Here is a 17,716-nt window from a genome sequence, read left to right as displayed (position 1 = left end):
GGATTAGTCAATCAGCTTCAATAATGGCGACAGGCACAGCAGGATCCCGTACAACAGGATTAGCCAGGTTTTCAGCCCGCGTAGTTTTTCCAGTTGCGTTACTTTATAGATCAGGAAAAACGGAATAATACAGGACACAATCCCGTAAAGTGGGCTACCCAACTGGAAGAACACCAGTACCGATACACGAAATGACACCCAGATCACCAGGGTGATAACAATAAAGGTGCAAATACCCAGCGTAAGCACCAGAGGATTAATTTTCTCCACATCAATAATACGGCTCAGAACATTAAGAATAATACCCTTAATCGCCTCGTGGAACCCCAGATAAATACCAAAGAATGCGGTTAATACGGCGAAGATATTTAGCACCGTTGAGGTGATATGAATAATTTGCCCAGGAATGACTTGCGCTGCCAGCGCCAGTGCGGAAATATTTTGTTCGAAGGCCGAAACGGCCTCTTCATGACTAATAGAAAAGGTAAAAGAGAATGAGAAAAACAGAATGACCGCAATCAGCGTAATGTAACTGATGCGATGCGTGCGTATTGCCATGCGGGTGGCCAGAACCCGGTCCGCTACCCGCTTGCGGTAGGCGATGTTCATTGGGTTCAACACCTGAATAAACACCGCCGAGAAGAAGCAGAACGGGATGGTCAGCAGCACGTCGCGAAAGAAGACCGATGCTTCAGGGAATGCGCTGATATTAGCGAAGTTCCAGTGCGGAACCATCGCAAAACCAAACACGATGATGATCCCCACTTTGACTACCACCATCGGGCCGGAGATTTTAAACAGCAGCTTTTCTCCCCCGGAAGCAATGGCCACCAGCACGGCAAAAATGGCCACTTTATAGATTATCGATTGTGAAAGATCGGCATCGGTTAAGCCGAATGTTTTGATATATGAGGCACTGTCAAAAACCACGGATAAGGAATAGATAAATATGCCGTGAATAATCATCAAAAAATAGATGACGCCAAGAAATACACCCCAGTTTTTTCCCAGGTAATGACTGATAATATCGGTATAGTCATTACAAGTTTCACTTTCTGATAATGTTTTTAAATAAATATCCTGCACAATATAGGTTGCTGGATAGGCAATAATAAAGGCGACGATAAATACCCAAATGCCTGTTAAGCCTATTTGTACTGGCATCAGTACCGTTCCGGCACCAATTGCCATACCGATACACAGTAATACCCAGCCAAAGTCGTATTTCGTAAACGGTATTTTCTTTGAGAATGGTACGGTGGTTGCTGTATTGTTGCTTAGTTGTAATGTGTCGTCCTGCATAGAACCCCCTGCCCAAAATACGCGCTCTCCCCGAAACAGGATTGCGCGTATTACCAGACTGTTGTGCCTTGATTCTCAACAACCTGAACCGATCGGCGTCGGTTCAGGTCATAATGGTCAGAATGTTGCCTTTCTGATGGCGTGTTCAAGGTCGTTAATAATATCTTCTGGATCTTCAAGACCCACAGAAAGACGGATAAGCCCGTCGGTAATACCTGCTTTAAGCCGTTCCTCTGGCGCAACGGGCGAATGTGTCATAGACGCTGGGTGCTGAATGAGGGTTTCGGTATCACCGAGACTGACCGCGAGGAGGCACAATTCTACAGAATTGATCATCCGTCTGCCAGCCTCGAGGCCGCCGGCAATTTCGAAGCTGATAATTCCTCCTGGCAGGCTCATCTGCCGCTGGCCCAGCTCATACTGCGGGTGTGAAGACAAGCCAGGATAATAAACGCGGGTAATGGATGGATGCCCCTCGAGGAAGCGGGCGATTTTCAATGCGTTTTCACAGTGGCGTTCCATACGTATGCCCAGTGTTTTAACGCCGCGTAGCGTCAGCCACGCGTTGAAAGGACTCATGCAGCCGCCGGTGATATCTTTCAGACCAACAAACCGCGCCTGGTCAATAAACTCCTGCTTACCAACAATGATGCCGCCAATCACGTCTCCGTGACCGTTGATATATTTAGTGACGCTGTGCACCACAATATCCGCGCCTAACTGTAAAGGCTGCTGGCAGTACGGTGACATAAAGGTGTTATCCACCACCAGCAATGCGCCTTGTTGATGGGCGATACCGGCTACCGTTTCAATGTCGACCAGCGACAGCGTCGGGTTAGCGGGCGTTTCGATATACACTACTTTGGTTTCCGGGCGCATGGCGGCGCGGATTTCTTCAGGCTTTGCCGCATCGACGAAGCTGACGTTAATCCCAAACTTCGGCATGCTGTGCGACAAAAACGCGTGGGTGCAGCCGTAAATCGCGCTGGCGGAAACGATATGGTCGCCCTGTTGGCACAACGTCAGCAGCGTGGTGGTGATGGCAGAAATACCGGATGCGGTTGCCAGCCCGGCTTCACCTCTTTCCAGTACCGCCAGCTTTTTCTCCAGCGCATCGGTGGTGGGGTTACCCAAACGGGTGTAAATGTACCCGGACTCCTCGAGCGCAAAGCGGGCGGCACCTTGTTCGGCGCTGTCAAAAACAAACGTTGAAGTCTGGAAAATAGGCGTACTGAGCGCGCCAGTAGAAGGGTCGGGTTGTTGCCCCGCGTGAACGATCTGGGTGTTGAATCCGTAAGTACGACAGTCAGACATGATATCTCCTTTGATTCGGAACAGAACAGCTCACAGTCAAATAGCAATCGCTGTGCCAGAAAATGAAATTATAGATATCAATGAGATATGTCTTTTTCTGTATTGATGAGCGGCAGGAATGTTGCCAACTGGCAAGAATCTTTCCAGCGTAATGGTGAGAAAACAGGTGAAATGCGAGGCGCTACGCAGAGCCGCGTATTGCGCAGTGATATGGCAAGTGGGCTACCGTAGAATCAGCGGCAAGCCGGTAATTCCCGGTGAGGCGCAATGTTGCGGGGGCTTGATCCCCGGCGGCATCGGTTGCTGGAAAGAGAAAACCCCCGCACGTTGTTCGGTATAAACCTGGCAACAAAACGGGGGCTAACTTGACTCCAGACAAGTTAAGAATAGCCGCGAACAGTTGCCATTGCAACACAGGCGGCTATATGACGCTCGCACAGTTAGGCGTGGCCTTCTGGCACGATTTAGCGGCTCCGATCATCGCTGGCATTATTGCCAGCCTGATTGTGAGCTGGCTGCGTAACAGGAAGTAATGCACCTTGCGGGCGTCTGTCTGCCGTGATGGCAACATGCGCCCGAACCAGGCCGCAGGGGGAAACCTTGCGGCCTTTTTCGGCTTAAATGCGGATAAATCTCGTCGCCAGGTGCCTATCCTGTCGGGATAATGCATGCTGGGAAGTTTTCAGATACCGCCTCTCTTAATACCGCTACGATCGGGTATACTCTGACGGCAGTTTCGTCTATCCGTGGAGAGTCAGTTTGCGTGTCAGTCGCTCGTTAACAATTAAGCAGATGGCAATGGTTGCGGCCGTTGTCATGGTGTTTGTGTTTATTTTTTGCACCGTTTTGTTGTTCCATCTGGTCCAGCAGAATCGCTACAACACGGCTACGCAACTGGAAAGTATCGCTCGCTCCGTCCGTGAGCCTCTGTCGGGCACGATCCTGAAAGGGGATATTCCCGAAGCAGAAGCTATTTTAAGAAGTATTCGACCTGCAGGCGTGGTCAGCCGCGCCGATGTGGTGCTTCCCAATCAGTTTCAGGCACTGCGGATGAGCTTTATTCCTGAACGCCCGGTTCCGGTTACGGTGACTCGCCTGTTTGAACTTCCGGTACAAATTTCGCTGCCGGTCTATTCTCTTGAGCGTTCAGCGAATCCGCAACCGCTGGCGTATCTGGTGCTGCAGGCGGATTCGTACCGTATGTACAAGTTCGTGATGAGTACGCTCTCAACGTTAGTGACCATTTACTTACTTCTCTCGTTAATACTCACGGTAGCTATCTCATGGTGTATTAACAGATTGATTTTGCATCCATTACGTAAAATAGCGCGTGAGCTGAACGACATTCCCCAGCAGGATCTGATTGGCTATCAGCTGGCATTGCCGCGTCTGCATCAGGACGACGAGATTGGCCTGCTGGTGCGTAGCTACAACCTCAATCAGCAACTGATTCAGCGCCGCAGTGAAGAGCAAAGCGACCATTCAATGCGATTCCCGGTTTCTGAGCTGCCCAACAAGTCGTTTCTGATGGCGCTGCTGGAGCAGGTTGTGAACCGCCAGCAGACAACGGCGTTGATGATTGTCACCTGCGAAACCCTGCGTGATACCGCGGGTGTGTTATCCGAGACCCAGCGGGAAATCCTGCTGCTTACGCTGGTTGAAAAGCTGAAGTCAGTATTGGCCCCCAGAATGGTGCTTACCCAGGTGAGCGGCTATGACTTTGCCATCATCGCACATGGTGTGAAAGAACCCTGGCACGCTATTACGCTAGGTCAGCAAGTACTCACTATCGTTAACGAGCGATTACCGATTCAGGGCATTCAACTCCGTCCAACCTGCAACATTGGGGTGGCGATGTTTAATGGCGATTTGACCGCAGAACAGCTTTACCACCGCGCACTCTCAGCCGTGTTAACGTCGCGTCACAAGGGTAAAAACCGGATTCAGTTCTTTGACCCGTTGCAGATGGAAGAGGCGCAACAGCGTTTGACGGAAGAGAACGATATTCTTACCGCGCTGGATAACCATCAGTTTGCGCTCTGGATGCAGCCGCAGGTGGAGATGTCCAGCGGTAAGGTATTGAGCGCAGAAGCATTATTGCGAATGCAGCAGCCAGACGGAAGCTGGGAGCTGCCAGAAGGGTTAATCGACAGGATTGAGTCCTGTGGCCTGATGGTGACGGTCGGTTACTGGGTGCTGGAGGAGACATGCCGCCAGCTGTCAGCCTGGCAGGAACGCGGCCTGATGTTGCCGCTCTCGGTGAACCTGTCTGCGCTGCAGCTGATGCACCCGAGTATGGTGTCGGATCTGCTGGAATTGCTAAACCGCTATCGCATCAAGCCTGGGACGTTGATTCTGGAAGTGACCGAAAGCCGGCATATTGATGATCCTAATGCCGCTGTGGCTATTTTACGCCCGCTGCGCAACGCGGGTGTGCGTATCGCGCTGGACGATTTTGGTATGGGCTATGCGGGTCTGCGGCAGCTGCAGCACATGAAGTCGCTCCCGGTGGATGTACTCAAAATCGATAAGATGTTTGTCGATGGCGTCCCCGAAGATTGCAGCATGATCTCCGCCATCATTCAGTTGGCGCATAGCCTCAATTTGCAGATGATCGCTGAGGGCGTCGAAACCGAAGCGCAACGCGAATGGTTATCACAAGCGGGGGTAGAAGTGGCACAAGGGTTCCTGTTTGCCCGGCCGGTTCCGGCGAATATCTTCGAAGAACGTTATCTGACGCCGAAAAACGCTGATTACAAAAGTTAAAAAAGGTCTCGCTTGTGCGAGCCAGCTCAAAATTTTTAACATTTCTGTATCAATTATGATCCAGGCGCATTTCTGTCATGTTGTGTGGGTGTTACTTTAAGGCCGCAGGTTAAACAAAACCTTACAAGACCTGTGGTTTTTACTTTAAGGACACCCTATGAAAACCTCTATATTCAAAAGCCTTTACTTTCAGGTCCTGACAGCAATTGCCATAGGTATTCTCCTTGGCCATTACTACCCTGAATTAGGCGCCCAAATGAAGCCACTTGGTGATGCTTTCGTGAAGCTCATCAAAATGGTCATCGCACCTGTCATCTTCTGTACTGTCGTAACCGGCATTGCAGGCATGGAAAGTATGAAAGCTGTAGGCCGCACCGGTGCGGTTGCACTGCTTTATTTTGAAATTGTCAGTACGATTGCGCTGATCATCGGCCTTATCATCGTCAACGTGGTGCAACCCGGTGCCGGTATGAACGTCGATCCGGCGACGCTGGATGCCAAAGCGGTTGCGATTTACGCCGAACAGGCAAAAGACCAGGGGATCGTAGGCTTCCTGATGGATATTATCCCGGGTAGCGTCATTGGCGCGTTCGCCAGTGGCAACATCCTGCAGGTATTGCTGTTTGCGGTTATGTTTGGTTTTGCGCTGCATCGTTTAGGTAGCAAAGGCCAGATGATTTTCAACGTGATTGAAAGCTTCTCGCAGGTTATTTTTGGCATCATCAACATGATCATGCGCCTTGCGCCGATCGGTGCTTTCGGTGCCATGGCCTTTACCATCGGTAAATATGGCGTCGGGACGCTGGTGCAGTTGGGTCAGTTGATCATCTGTTTCTACATCACCTGTATTCTGTTTGTGGTTGTGGTGTTGGGCTCGATTGCGCGCGCAACCGGCTTCAGCATTTTCAAATTCATCCGCTATATCCGTGAAGAACTGCTGATCGTTCTGGGCACCTCTTCTTCCGAGTCCGCGCTGCCGCGTATGCTCGATAAGATGGAAAAACTGGGCTGTCGCAAGTCGGTTGTCGGGTTGGTTATACCCACGGGCTACTCGTTTAACCTCGATGGGACATCAATCTATCTGACGATGGCGGCGGTGTTTATCGCTCAGGCCACCAACAGCCATATGGATATCTTCCATCAGATAACCCTGCTGGTGGTGCTCCTGCTCTCTTCAAAAGGTGCTGCGGGTGTGACCGGGAGTGGCTTCATTGTTCTGGCCGCGACTATCTCCGCTGTGGGCCATTTGCCGGTTGCTGGCCTGGCGCTGATTCTCGGTATTGACCGCTTTATGTCTGAAGCCCGTGCGCTGACTAACCTGGTCGGTAACGGTGTGGCAACTGTTGTAGTAGCGAAATGGGTGAAAGAACTGGACCATAAAAAGCTGGATGATGTGCTGAATAATCGTGCGCCGGATGGCAAAACGCACGAAATATCCTCTTAATCTCTCCACTTATGCCCGTAGTCCCTTCCAGGACTGCGGGCGTTTGCGCATAATTAACCCCTGTGCCTGAAACCGCCGATTCGGCGGCGTCGGGATTTTTTCACTTCCTCCGTGACATTTTTATGTTCTTGCGGTCTAACACGAAGTGTTTTTAACGTCATATTCAGAGAGTCCTCTCGCGGGCTGTCTTTTTATTTCCAGGATAGTTGATCAGGGGTTCACATGCAGGGCACAAAAATTCGACTTTTAGCGGGCGGCTTGCTGATGATGGCCACTGCCGGCTATGTGCAGGCAGATGCGCTCCAGCCTGACCCGGCGTGGCAACAGGGCACGCTGGCAAATGGGTTACAGTGGCAAGTCTTAGCCACCCCCCAGCGCCCCAGCGACCGTATTGAGGTTCGCCTGCTGGTCAATACCGGTTCACTCACCGAAAGTACACAACAGAGTGGTTTCAGCCATGCGATCCCGCGTATCGCGCTGACGCAAAGCGGTGGCCTCGATGCTACGCAAGCCCGTTCTCTGTGGCAGCAGGGGTTCGATCCCAGTCGTCCCATGCCGCCCGTTATCGTTTCCTATGATTCCACGCTATATAACCTCAGTCTGCCTAACAGCCGCAACGATCTGCTGAAAGAGTCACTTTCTTATCTGGCGAATATTTCCGGTAATCTGAGCATCACCCCTGAATCGGTCAATCATGCGCTGAGTAGCGAAGATATGGTTGCAACCTGGCCGTCAGATACCAAAGAGGGATGGTGGCGCTATCGTCTGAAGGGATCGACGCTGCTGGGTCACGATCCTGCCGATCCGCTGAAAACGCCTGTTGATGCGACGAAAATCCAGTCCTTCTACCAGAAATGGTATACCCCGGATGCGATGACGCTGATTATCGTCGGTAACGTAGATGCGCGCAGCGTGGCTGATCAAATCAATAAAACCTTCGGCGAATTAAAAGGTAAACGCGAAACGCCTGCGCCGGTACCCACGCTCTCTCCGCTGCGTGCAGAGGCCGTAAGCATAATGACCGATGCGGTACGTCAGGATCGCCTGTCTATTATGTGGGATACGCCGTGGCAGCCGATCCGTGAATCTGCCGCGCTGTTACGTTACTGGCGCGCTGATTTAGCCCGTGAAGCGTTGTTCTGGCACATTCAGCAGGAGCTCACCAAAAACAATGCCAAAGACATTGGCCTTGGCTTTGATTGTCGGGTGCTGTTCCTGCGCGCGCAATGTGCCATCAACGTTGAATCACCGAACGGTAAGCTGAACGCGAACCTCAGCACGGTTGCGCGTGAGCTGGCCAAAGTGCGCGATAAGGGGCTGCCGGAAGAAGAGTTTAATGCGCTGGTGGCGCAAAAGAATCTGGAACTGCAGAAGCTGTTTGCCACCTATGGTCGCACCGATACCGATATTTTGATCAGCCAGCGTTTGCGCTCGCTGCAAAACCAGGTCGTGGATATTGCGCCTGAACAGTATCAGCGTTTACGTCAGAGCTTCCTGAACAACCTGAGTGTTGAGATGCTGAATCAGGACCTGCGTCAGCAACTGTCACAAGATATGGCGTTAATTCTGTTGCAGCCGAAGGGTGAACCTGAATTCAATATGAAGGATCTGCAGGCGACGTGGGATAGCATTATGGCGCCGGTTACCGCCGCGGCAACGTCGGTAGAAACGGATGAATCACATTCTGAAGTGACGGACATCCCGCCGGTGCAATAAGGGAATCGTGACCTGCAGGTCGGACGCGACGTTAACGTCTAATCCGGCCTGCCAGAACGCCAGATTATTGCGGCATGGCGTCGCGAGGAATAATCGCCCCACGATGCTGAATAACGGTGCTTGCCGTCAGGTGGCCGCGTTTTGCGGCATCAGCGGCATCGCCACCGGTCAGACGTACCGCCAGATATCCGGCGCTGAAGGAGTCACCCGCAGCGGTCGTATCGATAACCTTCTCTTTCGGTAGTTTTACGGCCGGAACGTCGATGAGTTCTTCGCCTGCGATGGAAACCAGGCAAGAGTCTGCACCGCGTTTCACAACCACTTCCTGTACGCCAGCCGCGTGAGTACGGGCAATCACTTCGGCAACCGGTTTTTCACCCCACAGCGCGTCTTCATCATCCAGCGTCAGGAACGCGATATCGGTGCATTCCAGCATTTGCTGATACACCTGCTGGGTCTCTTCTTTACTGCTCCACAGACGTGGGCGGTAGTTATTGTCAAAAATGACCTTTCCACCGTTGGCACGGCATTCTTGCAGCAGCGACAGCAGCTTGTCACGACTTGCCGGGCTTAAAATAGCCAGGCTGATTCCGCTCAGATACAGATAGTCAAATGTCGCCAGTTCTTCGCAAATAGCGGCGGACTGTTCGCTCTCAAGCCAGAATTTTGCGGCGGCTTCATTACGCCAGTAATAGAAGGTGCGCTCGCCGGTGCTATCGGTTTCAATGTAATAGAGGCCCGGCAGGCGGTTTTCCATGCGTTGGGTTAATGAGGTATCCACATTTTCGCTCTGCCAGGATTCCAGCATTTGTTGGCTAAAACTGTCGGTACCCAGCGCAGTCACATAGTGTACGGAAAGTGCCGCAGCATCGACCTGACGGGCGATATAAACGGATGTATTCAACGTGTCGCCACCGAATCCGCGCTGAACGTCAGCGCCTTTCTGTGACAGCTCAATCATGCATTCGCCAATCACGGCAATCTTTCTGGACATAGTCGTAACCTGCTCTGAAAAAAATTAGCGTTAGTGTGCGCTGTGGGTGTTAAGTGGTCAACTATATTAAAACATCGTTCCATTATTTTTTTGAGCCAGCACGTATTCTGCGTCGTTTTTTGCCGCTTAGTTTCTATTTTGCGTAGGGCTGAACGTAAAGTTCTTCGCCTGAGCGCCGATAACCTTTGACGAGTCCGGTCAGTCACACTCTTATTCACAGGACATCTCAGATGATAAAGCAGGTTACCCAGCAGCTAATTACGCTCGATGCGAGTATTGAAAACTTGCAGGAGAGACGCTATTGGCTGCAGTGCGAGCGTGCTTACACCTACCAACCGATTTATCAGACCAACGGACGGCTGATGGCCGTTGAGCTGCTGACCGTCGTGAGCCATCCTGAAAACCCCTCCCAACGTATCGCGCCGGACCGCTATTTCGCCGAAGTGGCCGTACGACATCGTGTAGATGTGGTGAAAGAGCAGCTTGTACAGCTTGAACAAAAAGGGGCGTTTTTCAAAGCCAACGATCTGCTGGCATCCGTGAATGTCGACGGGCCAACGCTGATTGCAATGCGCCAGGATCCCGAAATCCTGAAAATCATCGAATGTCTGCCGTGGCTGCGCTTTGAACTGGTGGAGCATATCCGCTTGCCGAAAGGTTCGTCGTTCGCCTCAATGTGCGAGTTTGGCCCGCTCTGGCTGGATGATTTTGGCACCGGAATGGCAAACTTCTCGGCTCTCAGCGAAGTGAGTTACGACTATATCAAAGTGGCGCGGGATCTGTTTGTCATGCTGCGCCAGACGCCGGAGGGCCGCAATCTCTTTACGCTGCTGTTACAGCTGATGAACCGCTATTGCCGCGGTGTGATTGTCGAAGGCGTTGAAACGCTGGAAGAGTGGCGTGATGTACAAAACTCACCGGCTTTCGCTGCGCAAGGCTATTTTCTCTCTCGTCAAGTGCCTCTGGATACCCTTGAAGACGTAATTCTGTCGCTTTGATAAGGATGTAGAACGCCTCCTTTTCCTCTGCTGGACTATCTTTAGGACAGGCAAGGAAGAAAGTAAGGAGGTTAAACATGACGAGAACAGGCAAAATAACCACTTCAGTAATAGGGGTTTTCTTGTTGTTGATCGTCGTACTCATCATCGTGATTGCGACATTTGACTGGAACCGGCTCAAACCGACCATCAACCAGAAAGTCTCTACAGAACTCAACCGTCCCTTCGCCATACGGGGTGACCTGGGCGTGGTTTGGGAACGCCAAAAACAGGAAACCGGCTGGCGTAGCTGGGTTCCGTGGCCGCATGTTCATGCTGAGGATATCATCCTCGGCAACCCGCCGGACATTCCTGACGTCACCATGGTGCATCTCCCGCGCGTTGAAGCCACGCTCGCCCCACTGGCATTGCTGACAAAAACCGTCTGGCTCCCGTGGATCAAGCTGGTAAAACCCGATGCGCGGCTTATCCGCCTGTCGGAGAAAAACAATAACTGGACCTTTAACCTGGCAGGGGATGAAAACCGCGATCCCAATGCGCCGCCATCAGCCTGGTCCTTCCGGCTGGATAACATTCTGTTCGACCAAGGTCGCATCGCCATTAACGATAAGGTGACGAAGTCAGAGATTGAGATCCTGGTCGATCCGCTGGGTAAGCCGTTGCCCTTTAGCGAAGTGACTGGCGCAAAAAGTAAAGAGAGCAACGCCCACATTGAGGACTACGTGTTTGGTCTGAAAGCGCAAGGCCGATATAAAGGCGAACCGCTAAGCGGTAGCGGGAAAATAGGCGGAATGCTGGCGCTGCGCGGTGAAGGAACCCCTTTCCCGATTCAGGCTGATTTCCGTTCGGGTAATACGCGTGTGGCGTTTATGGGTACGATAAACGATCCGATGAATATGGGTGGGGCGGATCTGCGGCTTAAATTCTCGGGAGATTCGCTAGGGGATTTGTACGATTTGACCGGCGTGCTGCTCCCGGATACGCCGCCGTTTGAAACCGACGGACATCTGGTCGCGAAAATTGACCCGGAAAAATCCTCTGTTTTTGATTACCGCGATTTTAATGGCCGAATTGGCGACAGCGATATTCACGGAACGCTGGCCTATACCACCGGTAAGCCGCGCCCAATGCTGAAAGGGGATGTTGAGTCACGCCAACTGAGGTTGGCTGATTTGGGGCCGCTGATCGGTGTGGATTCAGGCAAAGGGGCGGAGCGGGCCAAACAATCTGAACAGCGCAAAGGTGAGAAGAGCGTCCAGCCCGCGGACAAGGTCTTGCCGTATGACCGTTTTGAAACCGACAAATGGAACGTGATGGACGCTGACGTACGTTTCAAAGGACGGCGTATTGAGCACGGCAGCAGTCTGCCGATCAGCGATCTCTCCACCCATATCATCCTGAAAAATGCCGACCTGCGCCTGCAGCCGCTGAAATTTGGCCTCGCGGGAGGCAGCATTGTCTCCAGCATCCATCTGGAAGGAGATAAAAAGCCGATGCGGGGGCAGGCGGACATCCAGGCTCGCCGCCTGAAGCTAAAAGCGCTGATGCCGGATGTGGAGCTGATGCAGAAAACGCTCGGTGAAATGAACGGTGACGCCAGGTTTAGCGGGAGCGGAAACTCGGTAGCGGCGCTGCTTGGTAACAGCAATGGCAACCTGAAGCTGCTGATGAACGACGGTTTGATCAGCCGGAATCTGATGGAAATTGTTGGCTTGAATCTGGGCAACTATCTTGTTGGACAGATATTTGGTGATGACGAGGTACGGGTAAACTGCGCGGCGGCGAATCTGGATATTGTTAACGGCGTAGCCCGCCCGCAGATTTTTGCCTTCGACACGGAAAACGCGGTCATTAATGTCACTGGTACGGCGAGTTTTGCGTCGGAGCAACTGGATTTAACCATCGATCCGGAGAGCAAAGGCATTCGTATTATTACCCTGCGTTCGCCGCTGTATGTTCGCGGCACCTTTAAGAATCCGCAGGCCGGCGTGAAGGCCGGGCCGCTGATTGCGCGCGGTGCGGTTGCTGCCGCGCTGGCAACGTTGGTGACGCCCGCGGCGGCCTTGCTGGCGCTGATTTCACCTTCTGAAGGGGACGCTAATCAATGCCGGACCATTTTGTCGCAAATGAAGAAGTGATTTTTGCCGTTGTCGGATGGCGCTAACGCTTCACTTCTGCGGCCTACATTTCATGCTCAACGTAGGCCGCAGACGGTGGTTACAGCCAAAAAATCACAATGACTGATGGCGGGTTTCGTGGGTTAACAGCAGCGCAATCAGCGTTAACGCCGCCATTGATGCCAGATACGTACCGACCGCCGCCAGGCCGTAATTCGCCTGCAGCCATGCGGCAATGTAAGGGGCAACGGAAGCACCAAGAATCGACGAAACGTTGTACGAGAACGACGCCCCCGTGTAGCGCACTTCGGTCGGGAACAGCTCCGGCAGTAGCGCGCCCATCGGACCAAATGTCAAACCCATCAGGCTCAAACCAAGCAACAGGAAGGCGAACACCAGCACCGGATTGCCAGAGCCGAGCAGCGGTTTAAAGGCAAACAGCGCAAACAGAATAATAAGCGTGGTGATGATGAGCATGCTCTTGCGACGACCAAACGCATCGGCCAGCAGGCCCGCCACCGGCACCATGACGCCAAAGCCAATAACCGCCATCATCAGCATCCACAACACTTCATTACGCGGCAGGCCAAGCCCTACAGGCGCCGCGGCGGTGCTGAACGTCATGGAATAGACGGTCATGATATAGAACAGCGTATAGGTCGCCAGCATGATGAACGTGCCGAGGATCGTCACGCGGACATGTTTTGTCAGCAGGGTACCCAGCGGGATTTTCACCTGTTTTTTCGCCGCAGCCACTTTGGCAAAGACCGGGGATTCATGCAGCGAAACGCGAACGTACAGACCGATAATCACCAGCACCGCAGAGAAGATGAACGGTACGCGCCAGCCCCAGCTCATAAACTGCTCGTCGGTCAGCAGCCAGGAGAGCAGCAGGAAAGTGCCGTTGGCGAAGAAGAAGCCGATAGGTGCGCCCAACTGCGGGAATGATCCGTACAGCGCGCGTTTACGCGGCGGTGCGTTTTCCGTCGCCAGTAACGCCGCGCCGCCCCATTCACCGCCCAGTCCTAAACCCTGACCAAAACGCGCCAGCGCCAGCAGCAGCGGGGCGAAAATACCGATAGTTTCATAGCCCGGCAGCAGGCCAATGACAACCGTCGAGATCCCCATAGTGAGCAGTGAGGCAACCAGCGTGACTTTACGCCCTACGCGATCGCCAAAATGCCCGAACACAGCAGAACCGATAGGCCGTGCCACAAAGGCGATAGCAAAGGTGGCAAGGGACTGCAGCGTTGCCGCGGTCGGATCCCCCTGCGGGAAGAAGATATGGGGGAACACGATCACCGCGGCGGTGGCGTAGATATAGAAGTCGAAGAACTCAATGGCAGTGCCAATGAGTGAGGCGACGACGACTTTATTGCGCGAGTTGACCGGGGTGTGTTCCTGTTCGTTGTCGAGCGTTGTGGCTGTTGCTTGCATAATATTTTCTTATTTTTGGTCGAACGAAAGGTCATATTACGCACAGCAAAAGAGACATTTCAATCTGTAACAAACCTTGCGATCGGTCAAAAATAGAGCAAAAAGGGGATAATTTTTAGGCTGGAGATTTCACTTCCATGAAATGCTTCACATAATTTAAAACTTGGATGATAAAACTGGTTTTTGGTTAAACAAAAGTTACGGGCTGGATTTTAATTCTGATAATGCGCAGGATTTCGACGTAAGCATTGGGTTGGCCGGATAAGCGCAGCGTTATCCGGCAGTTAACAAAGATTAGCGGTGGGTTTTCCCCGGCATACGCGGGTCGTCTTTGTATTCTGCTGTGGCAATCCAGGCAGCGCAAAACAGAGTCAGACGGGCGAAGAAGTAGAAGAACGCCATCAGGCCAAGTACGGAACCAAACGCCGCGCCTGACGGCGATTGCACCAGTGATGGCAGCGTGTACGTCATGATCATTTTGATGACTTCAAACCCCAGTGCCGCGATAAACGTGCCGCGAATGAGCGCTTTTTTGCGCGGTCGGTGACGCGGTAGCCGCCAGAAAATCCAGAAGAACAGCAAGTAGTTGGCGAAAATAGAGATGGTCAGGCCGATCAGCCGCCAGGCGGGCTTCAGCCATTCGATGCCGTCGAGATACAGCGCAGAAATAATCATCTGCTGGGCGGAACCGGCGATGGAGGTAATGGACAGCGTAACAATCAGCGCAATCAGTAAGCCAATCAATGAGACAAAATCACGCAGATATTTGACCCAAATTTTTTCCTGATCCTGTGGGGTCCGCTCCCAGACATCCCGCGACTGGGCACGAATAGCTTCGCGCAGGTTTCCCATCCAGTTAATTCCGGAATAGAGCGCGATGGCAAGACCCACCAGACCGACGGTGGTGCGTTGCTGAACGGCGGTATTGATGGTGTTTTTCAGCGTGGAGGCGAGCGTCGGATCGCTGACGTTGAGCAGGATTTTGCTGAAGATATCCTGTAACAGCGTAGGGTGCGAAGCGAGAATAAAACCCGCGGCGGCAAACGACACCATCAGGATAGGGATCATCGACAGAAACGAGAAGTAGGTAATGGCGGCGCCAAACTGATTTCCCATACGATCGTTAAATCTCTCCGCGGCGCGAATCAGATGGGCAATCATGGGCTGGCGTTGAATTTTATCGGCGAAGGTCAGGGCGGTTTTCAGCGCCTGGTTGGTCTTACCGTTGGTTTCTGTATTCTTACGCTCCAGGGTCTCAATTTTTGGGATTGGTGCGTGCTCAAGTTCCTGAATGGGGCGTTTAATCTCTTTTTCCTGCGTCATCAGGGCAGTAATCCTTGTTCTGTTCATTCTCAGGACAGTATAGCTTGTCAGTCCACATAGTCTTTCATCACGCCGGTCAGCCATTCCATAAACAGATGTACGCGGCGGGAGAGGTTACGGCGATGCGGATAGAGCAATGAAACCGGTAATGGTTCGGCGCGATATTGCGGCAATACTTCAATCAGCGTACCGGCGCGCAGGGCATCACGCACGCCCACGCGCGGTACCTGAATAATGCCCAGACCGGCAAGACATGCCGCATGATACGTTTCGGTACTGTTCACCGTCAGCATGCCGCCGGTTTTAACCCATTTAGCACCGTTGTCTGTCGCCACTTCAAAGCCTTGCGCACGCGTTCCCAAATTGGCTGAGTAGTGCACCACCGCATGCGAGGCTAAATCCTCCAGGCTTTCCGGATAACCAAAGCGGGCGAGGTATTGCGGGCTGGCGCAGTTAATCTGCGTGAGTTTCCCCAGCGGGCGCGCAATCAGCCCTGAATCTTTCAGCGTTCCCACGCGTACCACACAGTCGAAGCCTTCGCGGATCAAGTCCACCAGGCGGTCGCTGCTGCTAAGTTCGAGCTCAAGCCCCGGATACTGATGCAAGAAGGCCGGTAAACGGGGCATCACCAGATTTCTCGCCACACCAACCGGCATATCGACGCGCAGCTTGCCGCTGATGCTGGTCGGGTCGTGATGGAATAGCCCATCCAGTTCATCGAGATTGCTCAACAAATCTTTCGCTCGTTCGTAATAGATCATGCCGTCTTGCGTCAGCTGAACGCGGCGGGTTGTGCGGTGCAACAACTGTGTGCCCAGATGATTTTCCAGGGCCTGGATCTGGCGCGATACGCTACCTTTAGGAAGTCCGAGGGTGTCTGCCGCGCGCGAAAAGCTCTCCAGTTCTGCGACGCGGATGAACAACTGCATTGCGTGAATTTTATCCATTCTCATGCCCTATTGTTGTTCTAAATGAAACAGTAATGCGCAGTAAGCGGTATTTATTGTTTTTCTACCACCTAATAAGCTTTGTCTCAATCTTCACAACACCTGAAATGAGGTTTCTTATGACGCAACGTATCGCATTGGTGACTGGCGGCGGCCGTGGACTCGGTAAAAACGCGGCGCTAAAGCTGGCGAGTAAAGGCATTGGTGTCATCCTGACGTGGAACAGCAATGAAAAAGAAGCGCAGCAGGTTGTGGATGAAATTCGCCAATCTGGCGGTAAAGCTGCAGCATTACCGTTGAACGTCGGAAATATTTCCACTTTCCCTCAGTTTGTCAAACAGGTGCAGGAAACCCTACAAACGCACTGGCAAAGCGATACCTTTGATTATTTATTGAACAATGCCGGGGTTGGCATTAACGCGCCTTATCCGGCGTTCACTGAAGCGCAATTTGACCAGCTTTTGGACATCCATTTTAAAGGACCTTTTTTCCTGACACAGAACCTGCTGGCGCTGATCAACAACGGCGGACGCATTCTTAATGTCTCGACCGGATTGTCGCGCTTTGCGCTACCGGGTTACAGCGCTTACGCTGCCATGAAAGGGGCGATGGAGGTGTTAACCCGTTACCAGGCGAAGGAGCTGGGAGAGCGCGGCATTACGGCGAATATTATTGCGCCTGGGGCAATCGAGACGGATTTTAGCGGCGGAAACGTGCGGGATAATGCGCAATTGAATGCCTACATTGCATCGCAGACGGCGCTGGGGCGTGTTGGGTTACCGGATGATATTGGCGACGCCATTGCTGCGTTGCTCAGCGATGAGCTGGCCTGGATGACGGCACAGCGTATCGAAGTCTCTGGCGGGATGTTCCTGTAATCGACAGCCTCTTACTTAACTTTTTGAGCAATAGAAAACTGGCGCGCCATCAGAAGTCAAAATATAGCTGTTGGCGTTTGCCGGTATTATTTGGAATCTGATACCGCGATCGCGGTGCTGAAAGAGATCGGGGATAAACGTTCTGAAGAGTTCATTCTTCTTCGGGAGTGGATTTGTTGCATCAGAAACCATGATCACCTTCCCATTCTCATGTCCGTATGATCATTTAATGCGATATTTTGTTTTGTAACATATTTGTCTGTTATCGTGAGTTCCTTATTTTTAGCTAAGAATATAAACTCCGGATTATTAATATTAGTAATCCAGGTTTGAACATCAAATATTAAGGATTTTCTGAATATTTGACCCCGATTTTGATCCTTTGTGTGATTCTTTGGTTTCAGCTGTAACTATTTATAACGTCTGCTTCTTTCTTCTCCGTCTATCGGTAAAATGGCCTCCGCCAAATGGTGACTTCAT

The 17,716-nt window shown here is 52.2% G+C and carries 13 protein-coding genes; 7 read left to right on the top strand and 6 right to left on the bottom strand.

Annotated features, from left to right (window positions below; translation table 11 throughout):
- Window positions 1-3: 3 nt before the first annotated feature.
- A complete protein-coding gene (locus OGV65_RS12555; protein WP_103283339.1) occupies window positions 4-1,302 on the bottom strand; it encodes an SLC5/6 family protein in 1,299 nt (432 codons plus the stop codon).
- A gap of 117 nt (window positions 1,303-1,419) precedes the next feature.
- The gene (gene megL, locus OGV65_RS12550) at window positions 1,420-2,616 is read right to left on the bottom strand and encodes a methionine gamma-lyase (RefSeq protein WP_003023295.1); all 1,197 of its coding nucleotides are present in this window, start codon (window positions 2,614-2,616) and stop codon (window positions 1,420-1,422) included.
- A 425-nt stretch (window positions 2,617-3,041) separates the two neighbouring features.
- Between megL and OGV65_RS12545 the strand changes: the two genes are divergently transcribed.
- The 4 genes from OGV65_RS12545 to OGV65_RS12530 all read left to right on the top strand — a co-directional run bounded on the left by OGV65_RS12545 (window position 3,042) and on the right by OGV65_RS12530 (window position 8,542).
- On the top strand, window positions 3,042-3,149 hold the full coding sequence (locus OGV65_RS12545; protein WP_016154898.1) for a type I toxin-antitoxin system toxin Ldr family protein: 108 nt from the start codon (window positions 3,042-3,044) through the stop codon (window positions 3,147-3,149).
- Window positions 3,150-3,375: 226 nt separating this feature from the next.
- Window positions 3,376-5,382 carry a biofilm formation regulator HmsP gene (gene hmsP, locus OGV65_RS12540; protein ID WP_032931922.1) on the top strand — a complete coding sequence of 669 codons (2,007 nt, stop codon included), beginning with the start codon at window positions 3,376-3,378 and terminating at the stop codon, window positions 5,380-5,382.
- A 157-nt stretch (window positions 5,383-5,539) separates the two neighbouring features.
- Complete coding sequence (gene dctA / locus OGV65_RS12535) at window positions 5,540-6,826, top strand: C4-dicarboxylate transporter DctC (RefSeq protein WP_003023301.1); 1,287 nt, start codon at window positions 5,540-5,542, stop codon at window positions 6,824-6,826.
- Between the two features lie 222 nt (window positions 6,827-7,048).
- Window positions 7,049-8,542: a M16 family metallopeptidase gene (locus OGV65_RS12530; RefSeq protein WP_047358202.1), complete on the top strand. Its 1,494-nt coding sequence runs from the start codon at window positions 7,049-7,051 to the stop codon at window positions 8,540-8,542.
- A gap of 64 nt (window positions 8,543-8,606) precedes the next feature.
- Here OGV65_RS12530 and kdgK read toward each other — a convergent pair whose 3' ends face one another.
- Complete coding sequence (kdgK, locus tag OGV65_RS12525) at window positions 8,607-9,536, bottom strand: 2-dehydro-3-deoxygluconokinase (RefSeq protein WP_016157709.1); 930 nt, start codon at window positions 9,534-9,536, stop codon at window positions 8,607-8,609.
- 230 nt (window positions 9,537-9,766) lie between these two features.
- Between kdgK and pdeH the strand changes: the two genes are divergently transcribed.
- Both pdeH and OGV65_RS12515 read left to right on the top strand, forming a co-directional pair.
- Window positions 9,767-10,534, top strand: coding sequence for a cyclic-guanylate-specific phosphodiesterase (gene pdeH, locus OGV65_RS12520; RefSeq protein WP_286455012.1), 768 nt, complete (start codon window positions 9,767-9,769; stop codon window positions 10,532-10,534).
- Between the two features lie 77 nt (window positions 10,535-10,611).
- A complete protein-coding gene (locus OGV65_RS12515) occupies window positions 10,612-12,672 on the top strand; it encodes an AsmA family protein (RefSeq protein WP_286455011.1) in 2,061 nt (686 codons plus the stop codon).
- Window positions 12,673-12,765: 93 nt separating this feature from the next.
- Here OGV65_RS12515 and OGV65_RS12510 read toward each other — a convergent pair whose 3' ends face one another.
- The 3 genes from OGV65_RS12510 to OGV65_RS12500 form a co-directional block, all read right to left on the bottom strand.
- On the bottom strand, window positions 12,766-14,088 hold the full coding sequence (locus OGV65_RS12510; RefSeq protein ID WP_003023312.1) for an MFS transporter: 1,323 nt from the start codon (window positions 14,086-14,088) through the stop codon (window positions 12,766-12,768).
- 294 nt (window positions 14,089-14,382) lie between these two features.
- A complete protein-coding gene (yhjD, locus tag OGV65_RS12505; protein WP_016154892.1) occupies window positions 14,383-15,411 on the bottom strand; it encodes an inner membrane protein YhjD in 1,029 nt (342 codons plus the stop codon).
- A 47-nt stretch (window positions 15,412-15,458) separates the two neighbouring features.
- The gene (locus OGV65_RS12500) at window positions 15,459-16,358 is read right to left on the bottom strand and encodes a LysR family transcriptional regulator (protein WP_286455010.1); all 900 of its coding nucleotides are present in this window, start codon (window positions 16,356-16,358) and stop codon (window positions 15,459-15,461) included.
- Window positions 16,359-16,477: 119 nt separating this feature from the next.
- Here OGV65_RS12500 and OGV65_RS12495 point away from each other — a divergent pair, with 119 nt between their 5' ends.
- Window positions 16,478-17,236 (top strand): SDR family NAD(P)-dependent oxidoreductase, encoded by a 759-nt coding sequence (locus OGV65_RS12495; RefSeq protein WP_016157705.1) that lies wholly within the window; start codon window positions 16,478-16,480, stop codon window positions 17,234-17,236.
- Window positions 17,237-17,716: the final 480 nt, after the last annotated feature.

The sequence above is a fragment of the Citrobacter sp. Cb004 genome (assembly GCF_030337065.1).
Classification (GTDB): Bacteria; Pseudomonadota; Gammaproteobacteria; order Enterobacterales; family Enterobacteriaceae; genus Citrobacter; species Citrobacter braakii.
The sequence above is the reverse complement of the archived record's forward strand: the minus strand, read 5'-3'. Positions and strand labels throughout refer to the sequence as shown.